This is a genomic window from Microcoleus sp. AR_TQ3_B6 (assembly GCF_036702785.1).
Lineage (GTDB): Bacteria > Cyanobacteriota > Cyanobacteriia > Cyanobacteriales > Microcoleaceae > Microcoleus.
Window position 1 is genome coordinate 1 of sequence record NZ_JAUBVJ010000146.1, and the last position, 10720, is coordinate 10720.

11 protein-coding genes are annotated in these 10720 nt (G+C 48.1%); 7 read left to right on the forward strand and 4 right to left on the reverse strand.

Annotation, left to right across the window (positions count from 1 at the left end; translation table 11 throughout):
* A partial coding sequence (locus QUB56_RS35100; protein WP_332960976.1) for a hypothetical protein occupies positions 1-202 on the forward strand: 202 nt, incomplete at its 5' end.
* A gap of 317 nt (positions 203-519) precedes the next feature.
* On the opposite strand, the gene QUB56_RS35105 is transcribed toward QUB56_RS35100, so the two are convergent.
* Positions 520-3288, reverse strand: coding sequence for a DUF3536 domain-containing protein (locus tag QUB56_RS35105; protein WP_332960977.1), 2769 nt, complete (start codon positions 3286-3288; stop codon positions 520-522).
* A 615-nt stretch (positions 3289-3903) separates the two neighbouring features.
* Here QUB56_RS35105 and QUB56_RS35110 point away from each other — a divergent pair.
* The 6 genes from QUB56_RS35110 to QUB56_RS35135 all read left to right on the forward strand — a co-directional run bounded on the left by QUB56_RS35110 (position 3904) and on the right by QUB56_RS35135 (position 7475).
* On the forward strand, positions 3904-4053 hold the full coding sequence (locus QUB56_RS35110; protein WP_332960978.1) for a hypothetical protein: 150 nt from the start codon (positions 3904-3906) through the stop codon (positions 4051-4053).
* Between the two features lie 213 nt (positions 4054-4266).
* Complete coding sequence (locus tag QUB56_RS35115; RefSeq protein WP_332960979.1) at positions 4267-5172, forward strand: PD-(D/E)XK nuclease domain-containing protein; 906 nt, start codon at positions 4267-4269, stop codon at positions 5170-5172.
* A gap of 49 nt (positions 5173-5221) precedes the next feature.
* Positions 5222-5725, forward strand: a complete 504-nt coding sequence (locus QUB56_RS35120; RefSeq protein ID WP_332960981.1) for a DUF4365 domain-containing protein — start codon at positions 5222-5224, stop codon at positions 5723-5725.
* On the forward strand, positions 5722-6264 hold the full coding sequence (locus tag QUB56_RS35125; RefSeq protein ID WP_332960982.1) for a hypothetical protein: 543 nt from the start codon (positions 5722-5724) through the stop codon (positions 6262-6264). Before QUB56_RS35120 ends, QUB56_RS35125 begins: the two co-directional genes overlap by 4 nt.
* Before the next feature lie 174 nt (positions 6265-6438).
* On the forward strand, positions 6439-6936 hold the full coding sequence (locus QUB56_RS35130; protein WP_332960983.1) for a DUF4365 domain-containing protein: 498 nt from the start codon (positions 6439-6441) through the stop codon (positions 6934-6936).
* Entirely contained in the window at positions 6933-7475 is a 543-nt protein-coding gene (locus QUB56_RS35135; protein ID WP_332960984.1) for a hypothetical protein, read from the forward strand. The genes QUB56_RS35130 and QUB56_RS35135 overlap by 4 nt, the downstream gene beginning before the upstream one ends.
* Positions 7476-7600: 125 nt before the next feature.
* Here QUB56_RS35135 and QUB56_RS35140 read toward each other — a convergent pair whose 3' ends face one another.
* The 3 genes from QUB56_RS35140 to QUB56_RS35150 all read right to left on the reverse strand — a co-directional run bounded on the left by QUB56_RS35140 (position 7601) and on the right by QUB56_RS35150 (position 10545).
* Positions 7601-8416: an alpha/beta hydrolase gene (locus tag QUB56_RS35140; protein WP_332960985.1), complete on the reverse strand. Its 816-nt coding sequence runs from the start codon at positions 8414-8416 to the stop codon at positions 7601-7603.
* Between the two features lie 254 nt (positions 8417-8670).
* Positions 8671-9870 (reverse strand): FAD-dependent monooxygenase, encoded by a 1200-nt coding sequence (locus tag QUB56_RS35145; RefSeq protein WP_332960987.1) that lies wholly within the window; start codon positions 9868-9870, stop codon positions 8671-8673.
* 78 nt (positions 9871-9948) lie between these two features.
* A complete protein-coding gene (locus QUB56_RS35150) occupies positions 9949-10545 on the reverse strand; it encodes a Uma2 family endonuclease (RefSeq protein WP_332960989.1) in 597 nt (198 codons plus the stop codon).
* Between the last annotated feature and the right edge of the window lie 175 nt (positions 10546-10720).

The window sequence follows — 10720 nt, forward strand, 5'->3', positions numbered from 1 at the left end:
TCCTTCTTCCTTCTTCCTTCTTCCTTCTTCCTTCTTCCTTCTTCCTTCTTCCTTCTTCCTTCTTCCTTCTTCCTTCTGCTATACCAACCGTTTTCGTCCGTTAGCAGGCAAGAAAGCGCAACACATTCATATCAACTCCGGTAGCATCGGAATTAATATTACTCACAATCAGGACACGGCAGTGCCGTGTCCCTACAATTAATGGGGGTAGGGACACGGCACTGCCGTGTCCTCTATATCATTCCGATGCCACCGGAAACAATATCAAGGGTCGCATCTCTGAGGCTATCAAACCGATCCTTGTGTTTGCGAATTCGACTCTCTGCAGCAAAAGCGAGTAGTTCTAATTTAGGCCATAACCGACGAAAGCGGTTGCTATAGGTTCGATCGCCCGCCGCGAGCCCGGTTCGCCTCCATGCCGATCGAGCGTCGGTAGATCCGGCAGGCCCGATCGGCATTTAAACCCCGATCGGGCGGATTCTCAAGGGCGGGAATTGATGCAGGCTAATCGACAAACGATCAACTTAACTGATTTAACCAACGCTCAACATCAACGGCCAAGGTTTGGCCCAACTCCAGCAACTGCCGGATCGAAGACAAGTCCCAGCCGGCGCCGGAACCTGCAATCCCCAAGGCAACGGCAGCGACCACACTGTCGCCCGCCGAGACATCTTGCAGTTGCAGCCAGCCCAAACACAGAGGCACAATTTGACTGTACAGAGAATCGAAATACAGTTCCTGCGATTTGTCCAAACACAAACCCAGACTCAGCCGATCGCCCACTGCAATCAAACGCTCGATCGTGCGGATATCAGCTTCCAACTTGACAGGCGATCGGTCCTCCGGGCCCGATCCTCCTTGCAACAGCGCGTCAAGCGATCGCCAAACCATCTTTTCCAAAATTTCCTTGACTTCGGGAACGTTCAACCGACAGCGGAGATGACCGGCTTCAGTGGCGATCGCCTCTATTTCTGCCAGCAGCGCCTCCGGGTTCTCGGTTTCCAGTTCCAGGGCCTTAGCCGCCGTCAAACAGCGGTGTCCCAAAGCCACCTCAGCAGCCACCTGCAACTCTACCGGCACCGGGAGTTCGTCGCGGTGGAACGCCATCATCACCCCGTAATTTTCCCGGTAAACCTGAGTGTAAAGCTGATCCAACCGAGTCAAATTTTCCTGACTCAGCAACTGCACGATCCGGTGGCGTTCCTCAGCAAACAAATCCCGCAAGCTAAAGGACTGATCCCCAAACAGCCGCACCATTTCCAGAATCGCGTGGGCCGCCGAAGCTTCTTGCATAACTCCAAACAACCGCTCTTTGAGCATACTGTAAGACCGGCGGCTGCCAAAAGGCTGAATGCAGCAGTGGAAGTCCCAGCCGCCGAGGTGGAACGCAGCAAACACATAAACCTCTGTTTCCCGCGTAATTTCCGAGGTTAACTGCAATTGACCCACAGCCAGAGTCATCGAGCCCATGCGCTGAATTTGGAAATCTTCCTGCAGGGCCTGATAGCAGTAAACTCGCTGTTCGCGGGGATATTTGGCAAACAGAGAACTGATCGCGTAGTGGGCGGCCACCTGTCTGAGACTAATTTGGGCTGTCACCACGAGTTTGCGGTAAACTTCTGCCCCTGTTTTGAAATAGTCAACGTTGCTGGGTACGAGGGCTAGTTGAGCGACAAAATCCTTTTCTAGCTGGACGCCGGTAACTTCGGCCGCCAATTCCAGCGCCCGGGCGGCGTAGCGCAGAATTTGCACGCCTTCTGGCCGCGAGATTTCTTCAAAAAACCAGCCGCAGCTAGTGAACATTAACAGGGTGTGGCGCTGCATTTCCAGCAGCCGCAGGGCGTCCACCTGTTCGCCGGCATCGAGGGGGCGGATTTGATGGCGTTCGAGGAAACTGTCAGCGTTAGCGGGCGATCGGTCGCGGATGACCTCAATATATTCATCTCTGGCTTTCCAGGGATCGCGCAACAGCTTGCGCCCTGCTTCTTCGTAAATCGGAATCAGCCGATCGCGCAGCCAATTGAGAGTATCGCGCAAAGGGCGGCGCCATTTTTGGTTCCACTCGCCACCGCCGCCGCAGCCGCAATCATCTTGCCAGCGACCGACCCCGTGAGAGCAACTCCAGGCCGTCACGGGTTTGAGTTCCACTTCCCAGGCGGGAGGATTTTGACTTATATAATGAGCAAAATTCGTCACCGTCCAGCCTCGACGGGGAAACTCTTCTGTGAAGGCGTAGGCGAGGCATTTTTCGGTACCTTTTTTGTGGTGGCCGAAAGTTTCGCCGTCTGTGGCCACGCAGATTAATTGAGCCGGTCGGTGGTCTCCCCGTACTGCTTGACCCAAGCGCCCGGCCAAGTGGTTGCTGCTGCTGAGAACCTCATTGAAGCCCATATCCCGCGAGATCGGGCCATCGTAGAAAAAGATATCAATGTAGGGAGTGTTGGGAGCTGGGGCTTCGGTATTTTGCAAGTGCCTGCGGCCAAAATGGTGAGAGCTCAGCGGCGAGAGTTGGTGGTCTGCCAGCAACCGCATTTCTGGTTTCAAATAGCAGCGGTACGGGCGAGTCGGATCGATTTGGCCGCCGCCGACTTCGTGCCATTCGGAATTGGACGCTGGTTCCCCTTCTTGGTTTTGCCCGATTAACGGGCGGCAGCGTTCTGCTTGGGAGGGGGCTAAGACAATGAAGCGGATGCCTTCAGCGACTAAAACTTCGAGGGTGGCGTAGTCTACGGCGGTTTCGGCGAGCCACATTCCTTCGGGATCGCGACCGAACCTGGAGCGAAAATCTGCGATCCCCCACCTAACTTGGGTGTATTTGTCTCGCTCGTTAGCCAGCGGCATGATGATGTGATTGTATACTTGGGCGATCGCGTTGCCGTGACCGTTGAGCCGCTGACAGCTTTTGCGATCGGCTTCCAGAATCCGCTGGTATACTTCCGTGTCGTAGCGTTCGAGCCAGCTCATCAGGGTGGGCCCGATGTTGAAGCTCATGTACTCGTAGTTGTTGACGATCCCCGTGACTTCGCCGCGATCGTTGAGTATGCGGGCAAAGGCGTTGGGGCGGTAGCACTCGATGTCAATGCGTTCGTTCCAGTCGTGGGCGGGGGAGGCGCTGGCTTGGCGTTCGATCGCGTCCAGGTAAGGGTTTTCCCGGGGTGGCTGGTAAAAGTGACCGTGAACCGTCACGCAGACCCCAGTTGCAGCAGCCGCGGTGGTTTGGGTGGCAGCCGTTACGGTTGGCGAAGGCAAAGGTACCACATCAGATTGGGTTGTAGAAATCGAGACCATGCGATCGAATCCTCAAGTAGTTAAAGACAATAAAACCAGCCTAATTAGAGACTAAAACCTGACGCAGCAAGAGTTGCAGCTAGGCCTCTCTTGGGGCTAAATTTTTGCAGACAAGTTTTAATACATTTGTAGTATTGCTAGCAAAGCATTCGTTCCAAGATGCCAACCGTCGATCCCTGGTTTTTTTGCCAATGCTTTGCTGTTGAAAGAGTTAAAAAAGGTAGCTTTTGCTGCTTTTTGGCACTTGCGACCCATTTCGGGTTAGTGCTTGCAGCGCTGCTCGTTGAGAGTTTCATTTACCTTGTTGGATTGTAAAGTCTTATTCATTAAATAGCAACTTTTCGCCGGAAAGATTTAATTTTTGGCAATAAATCTTAGCGGTTGTGGATATCGGTTTAATGCCCGATGAATTTATAGAGTAAGAGTATTGCCGGAGTTTCGCATCATACTTTAGGCGCTTTTTACCTAAGTTGTGGAGAAGTTTGGCCAGTTGGGTTAGGGCGGGGCAGATTTGCTGCAAATGTACTTTCCAGAAGAGTTGTAACACTTGTGCGGAGTCAAAAGGCCACAAAAAAGCAAAACGCTAAGTATTAGGTTTTAACTCCTGAGAGGTATGTGAGGGCGGAGGAGGAGGAGGAGGAGGAGGAGGGTTTGGAGGAGAAGATGCTGCATTTGACGGCGAAGTTGGAGAAGCAATTTGCCGAGAGTGCCAAGTTAGAGGCGATGATTCGGGAAAATCGGCAGAGGGTGGGTTCTGGCGGATAGTTCGTCAATTGCTGAAGATTATCATGATTTTTTGCGAGAACTTAAGGAACCTATTGTGCAATATCAAGTGCGGGCCGTACTTTTTAGGCCTAGAAGCGCAATAGCGAGAATTAGACAAAGCTTTAATCGATCGCATCCGCGATTTTTTGCTAGAGTTGAGTGTGGGATTTGCCTTAAATCAATAAATTAATTAATGGAAGCAGAAACTTAATTATGTTAACTTCAAACAATTTTAAGAGATACCTTGCTCAGTTTAATGAACTTATAGCTGAGGGAGAGGCAATGTACAAAGCAATAAAAGTCATACCCGAAAAATATTATCCACACAGATATGCCAGTTTAGGTGCACCACCTATACAAGAGCCTGAAACATATGTCTTGGATGGAGATTATGATTGGGAAAAATGGCTGACTAACTACAAGTTACTTCTAGAGCAAGTTATCCCATTAACTAACAGTCAGCGAACCTCATTAATTGAAGCATCCTCGGACTACGGGAATCTTAAAACGGATTTAAAGACTCATCTGTCAAACTTGAAGGCAGTTAAAGAAAATTACGAAAAAGGGTTGCTCATTTCTTCTCAATCTGCTTTAGGTTCTTTTAGCTTGGAAGATGTTAGCAAATTATTAAAACGAGTTCCAGCGGGACTTCGACGTTGGACATGGGAAGGAAAGTCACGTACACAGGGCGGTCAACCTCGGCAATGGTGCATAGAAAATGAATATCATGTACAAAATTTGCTATATTTTTTATTAGCTGCGGTGTTCGCCGATATCAGAGAAGAAGAATATACTAGATCGGTAGGGCAGAAAAAACCAAGAGTAGACCTAGAAATTCCCTCGCTTAAATTGGTTATTGAAATCAAGTTCTGGTATCGCAAAGACAATCCCCAAAAAATTATTGGAGAAATTGCCGAAGATACGTCTTTATACCTAGCTGAAGGTTCCCCCCACGAACAAATGATTGCTTTTATCTGGGATGACTATTGTAGGACAGAAGAACACGACTTATTACGTGAAATTAAAAGGATGAAGGGTATTTTTGACGTAGTTATAGTTTCTCGACCAGGGCGTATGGCAGACAATACATCAGTAATCAATCAACAAGATAATGAATGATTAGCTATTTTGTAAAGACCTGTTTAAAATTATCGAGGTTAAAATAAGCGTGGTTCTGAACACCCAAAAAGAGGAATTTAGCTATGCTTATGTCTATGCGGTAACAGCCGCGGCAAGCTACTCATTCCAAATAGCCCCGCGTCCCTTAGATGCAGAAGGAGTTGACGTAATTCTTACAGGTTTGGGACCATCACAATCAACGCGCCGCCCTCGCCTAGATGTCCAAATAAAATGCACCTCCCGAAAATTACTGGATAATGAAATTATCCGCTATCCCCTAGAAGTTAAAAACTATGAAGAATTAAGGCTAGAAAACCCTTTCGTCCCCCGCATTCTGATTGTCGTTTTAGTACCCGAAAGCCAAGAGGATTGGTTGCGCCAATCTCAGCAAGAACTCTGCCTTCGCTATTGTGGCTACTGGGCATCATTGCGAGGGCTACCGCCCACCCAAAATCAAAACACTGTCACTGTTCAAATACCCACACAAAACATTTTCAATACAGACGCTTTAAAAACTCTCATGCAGCGCATTGAATCAGGAGAACTCCTATGATAGTAACAGTCCGCGACCCCGATATTCTCAAAACCTTAGAACCGCCTCAAGTCGCTGCTTATTTACAAAAACACGGATGGCACGAACAAAGCCGAGACGGTGACAAATCATCCATCTGGACTCGCAAGAATGAAGCAGGCGAAGAGTACGAAATTTTGTTAGCTCTAAAACCCGAAGTCAGCGGTTTTGCTCTGCGGATGTACGAAGTCATGGAAACACTGGAGATTGCCGAAAAGCGCTCTCAAATTGAAATATTAGCAGACTTGATCACCTCACTCCCCAATATGACGTTACAGGGAATTGTTATGCAAATTCACACCCCCAACACCGACAAATTAAGTGGCGAAATCACCTTAATAGGCGTCATTGCTGACAAATTGCGGAAAATTCAAACTTCACTCGCCGACAAAGATTATATCCTGGCGATTAAAGCTTATCAAGAACGCTTACCGATTCTCTGTAGCGGTGACTTAATCAAAGACAACAACGCTTTCATCCTCAAAAACCCCCACAACTTAACTCTCGATGAATTGTGGTAAAACTAACAGATTTTGTCATTTATAGCAATCCTAAATCAGTTTCAATAACTGGTTAATGGGTTTAACTGGTTCTGATGATTCAAGGCATTAATATTTTTTTGGCAACCCACATGATATGAATTTATCTATAATGTCCTACCAAATAGATTAACAAGAATAATCGCTACCTAAAAAGTGGACATCAACCAACAAAAAGAACAATTCAGCAACATCTACCTGCAAGCTGTCACCACCGTTGCCGGCTATTCCCTCTACAAACCCTTCGTAGACGATGACAGCGTAGACTGGGGAGTATGTGCCAAAGGCGGGACTGGCCCCATCAGAGCACCTCGCTTAGAATTGCAGTTAAAATCTACGTCAAGAGATATCCAAGACGATAACTCCATCCGCTACCCCCTCAAGCTCAAAAACTACGACGACTTAAGAATGGATAACTTCGCCATTCCCCGAATTTTAGTTGTCGTTTTAATCCCCGAAACACCCGAAGACTGGTTAACCCAGTCCGAAACAGAACTCTGTATCAGAAACTGCGGATATTGGATCTCGCTGCGGGGAAAGCCAAAAACACAAAACACAAACGCTGTCACCGTCGCCATCCCCAGAACCAACCAATTTACAGTCGCCGCCCTTCAGTCAATTATGGAGGGAATTAGCCAAGGAGTTCAACCATGAAAGTCACCGTACAAGATAGCCAAACTCTCGAAACAATCGAGCTAAATCAACTGAGAAATTACTTACAAACTCACGGCTGGCATGAAGACCAACCTTTTTTAGATAATGCCACACTTTGGCACAAACCAACAGCCGATGCAGAAGAATTTGAAATATTGCTACCTAACCGGGAAAACCTGGGAGATTATGCAGCCCGCATCCGCGAGGCAATCCAAACCCTAGAAACCGCAGAAAATCGCCCTCAAGTTGAAATTTTAAGCGAACTACTTACCAGCATTCCCAACACGATTATTCAGGGAATTGTTATGCAAATTCATACCCCAAATAGCCAAAAATTAAGTGGCGAAATAACTCTCCTCGGCCTGGTAGCTGACAAATTGCGGAAAATTCAAACTTCACTCGCAGACAAAGATTATATCCTGGCGATTAAAGCTTATCAAGAACGCTTACCGATTCTCTGTAGCGGTGACTTAATCAAAGATAACAACGCCTTCATCCTCAAAAACCCTCACAACTTAACCCTCGATGAATTGTGGTAAAACTAACCGATTTTGTCATCTATAGCAATCCTGGCAGGAGTCGTAAATTTTTTACCCCACCCCAACCCTCCCCTTGGAAAGGGGAGGGAGTTAGAAATTCACAAATGATTTAGGATTGCTATATATTAAACACCTTCCAAACAAATATCAAGTTCCCTAGCAAAGGCCTCTGGCGCATCCAGCATCAGCCAGTGTCCAGTATCCGGGATCGTAGTTGTCGTCAGTGTGGGGCGGAGGATGTGGAGGCTGAACGGAAAAGTGTTTGAGGGAGCAATAATAGCGTGGGCCCGCGTTCCAGGGGCTGCTAGGTAGCGATCGAGAGAATCAACTGCATCAAAGGCAAACATCCCGCGAGACATTCCAGACAAACAATCCTGTGGAGTCGCCGCCAACCAAGCGAGAATCCGATCGCGCGTATCGGCCGTGCCTCCTGTCAGCGCCTCATTGAAGCTGGTTTCCACAGCCGCCCGCCAATCCTCCGTCTCCAGAGCCCTCTGGTAGGGAACGATGCGTTCCTCGCGCACATCTGCAGGCACCTTGGTAAAATCTCCAGGTGGATCTGCCAGGATCAACTGCGCGATGCGGTGCGGTGCGCTGGCTGCTGTGGCGAGGGCAATACAAGCGCCGAAACTGTGCCCGACGATCGCCACTCGATCGAGTTCCAGCCCATCCAGTACCGCCAAAACATCCGCTGCACAGGAGGCGGGCGCATAGTTGCCGTCCTCCGGCGGTGCAGAATCACCGTGTCCCCGCATATCAAAGGCGATCGCGCGTCGGGTACGGGCGACACCGGCAAGCTGGGCATCCCAGATGTTCGCGGACACCGCCATACCGTGCACGAACACCACCGGCAGCGACTCCGACTCCCCAGCAGTGACAGGGGGGCTGGCTTCGATGATGTGAATAGTGCCGATCGGTCCTTTGAGATTTGTCGATCGCATAAAAACTTCTCCTAAGTTTTATAGTCCTGGACGCACGGGTATTCAGAAACCGGATTTTTCGCAAAAATACTCGATTATATCAAATCCGTTAACATCGGAATAATTATCTCTCCCTTCTCTTTCTCTGTGTCCTCTGTGCCCTCTGCGGTTTAATCATTCCGATACAACCGGAATTGATATTAGAGCATCGCAGAAAAGGTAAAAACCCGGTTTCTTTGGTTTGGACGGGTAAGTCAGGTTTTAATTTCCTCTTTTCACACAACCAATTTTACCTCTGTTACTCCTTGGCGCAATTCATACTGTCCTTTCACCCAAAATTGTTTAATTTTTTCAGCCAAAAACGGAGCCGCTTGCATCATCAACAAACGCAATAATCCATTTTTTCGCAGTTGTTCGCCTTTCCACGCTTCTTGTGCTTGAAGTTGTTGGGCGCGAATAATTTCCGGTTCGCGTTCTGCCTGAATCCGCGATAATGCTAAATCAATATCCTCGCAATTAGCCCCTGCTTTCAATAAAGGTACAAGGTGATTGGCCGCAACAATTACATCGCGCAAAGCCATGTTAATTCCTTGAGCGCGAACCGGAGACATGGGATGTGCAGCATCCCCCAAAAGTATGATTCCCGGTCTATGCCAGCGCGGACAGCGACCAACCACAACAGATAATCGCATCGGAGATTCGATCGTATCGGCACAGTTGCGGAAATGTTCTGCCATCCACGCAGGAGATAGCGATGCGAAAGTTTCTGCCCAGTCTGTGTGTTTCCAATCGGTTTTGTCACCGGCAGATAGCACCCAACCCAGATGAAGTTTTCCTGATTCTGCCCCATGAAAGATACTGAATGCGCTACCGCCATTCAGGACCACATAAAATACATTATCCGCCACAAACCGAGGATGAGCGGCAAGTTTAAACCAGAGAACATCTATACTATTCTGCTGTTTTACTAACTCTAATTCTGCACGCTGTCGTACAACCGAGTTTCTACCATCTGCACCAATCACAAGTGCAGCAGGAATTTCTCGCCCATCTCCTAGCTTTACACCCGCAATGCGATCGTCCGTGTACAGTAAATCTTTTACGGGAACGCCTGAGATAAATTCAAACTCGGGATGCAACTTAGCTTCGGAAATTAGTGTTTCTAGCAAAGGCGGTTGCGATACCAGCGTAGAAGGTCGATTTGACCCCATTGGCTCATCAACTCGAAATAGTTGCCGAGCGCCCACAACGAACTCCCAGGCATCAATTTGTCGGTGTGGAACACTTTCTAGCATAGTGGATAAGCCCATTTGTGCGATCGCATCCAATCCGCTGGGCATTAACCCTTCACCGCGAAACACTCGGTAGGCATCTTTTGCCGCCTCAACCAAGGTTACAGCAATACCTCGTTTCACCAGCAGCAAGGCAAGTGCCGCACCAGTTGGCCCCGAGCCCACAATTACAACTTGCATCATTGCCATTCCCCATTGCTTTTTGCGGATATTGAGATGTGAACAAAGGTGGTAAAAGGAGGCGAAATTTCCTATTCCCAGCTATTTCTGGAGTCCCTGTTGAAAAGTCTTAACTGCATCAACATGATTCACCATATTGATGCAGCGCAACAACAAATCCAAATCGATTCCTTTCACCTCCTCACTACTGGAAACCTTTTCATAATCAAGTGTATTGCCCTCTCCCCGGAGGTGATAAACCTCTAACAATCCATCTTCCCAAAACCACACTTCCTTTATCTTCAGCCGCTTGTATGCCTCCAGTTGGTTGATGCCACCACTGGAAAACACGACCTCGATCGCCAAATCGGGTAGCCTGCGACCAGGAGCAAGTTTATAAGATTCATCCGCCTCTCGCTTGACTTTTCCCGTTTCACTTTCCAGAGTCATTGAGCCAGTTGGAGTAAAGTCAAACCCCGCCATCAGCAAATAAAGCTCCAACAATGCACCGATTCTTGCTTTAACAATTTCGTGGGGTTCTCCAGGCATTCGTCGTATCTCCAGAATTCCATCCAGGAAAGAAAGTCGATATCCTGGACGGTCTAATAATTGCTCAACTGCTTTGAACTCTCTCCAAGTCAGTCCCTCAAACAGAAGGGGTGATTCTTTTTTGGGTGGTGCGATGATTGCTGCAGTCATTTGATTCTCCAGTCTATTTCCAGATGAGAAACGATCGGGTTTGGAGGGCGATTTGTTTATTATAACGGCTCTCCTGAACTTATGGTTATAAGTTTATTTAATCAAAAAAGCAAGCTAATACGCGATTCCTAAAATTATTAAAATTAGAAAAGCCATACCCTTGCCGCATTATCAA

Bases quoted from the DNA above. Each gene is read 5' to 3' on its own strand.
- QUB56_RS35125 (WP_332960982.1), top strand. From the start codon at position 5,722: ATGATAGTAACAGTCCGCGACCCCGATATTCTCAAAACCTTAGAACCG.
- QUB56_RS35145 (WP_332960987.1), bottom strand. From the start codon at position 9,870: ATGATGCAAGTTGTAATTGTGGGCTCGGGGCCAACTGGTGCGGCACTT.
- QUB56_RS35135 (WP_332960984.1), top strand. From the start codon at position 6,933: ATGAAAGTCACCGTACAAGATAGCCAAACTCTCGAAACAATCGAGCTA.
- QUB56_RS35115 (WP_332960979.1), top strand. From the start codon at position 4,267: ATGTTAACTTCAAACAATTTTAAGAGATACCTTGCTCAGTTTAATGAA.
- QUB56_RS35105 (WP_332960977.1), bottom strand. From the start codon at position 3,288: ATGGTCTCGATTTCTACAACCCAATCTGATGTGGTACCTTTGCCTTCG.
- QUB56_RS35140 (WP_332960985.1), bottom strand. From the start codon at position 8,416: ATGCGATCGACAAATCTCAAAGGACCGATCGGCACTATTCACATCATC.
- QUB56_RS35150 (WP_332960989.1), bottom strand. From the start codon at position 10,545: ATGACTGCAGCAATCATCGCACCACCCAAAAAAGAATCACCCCTTCTG.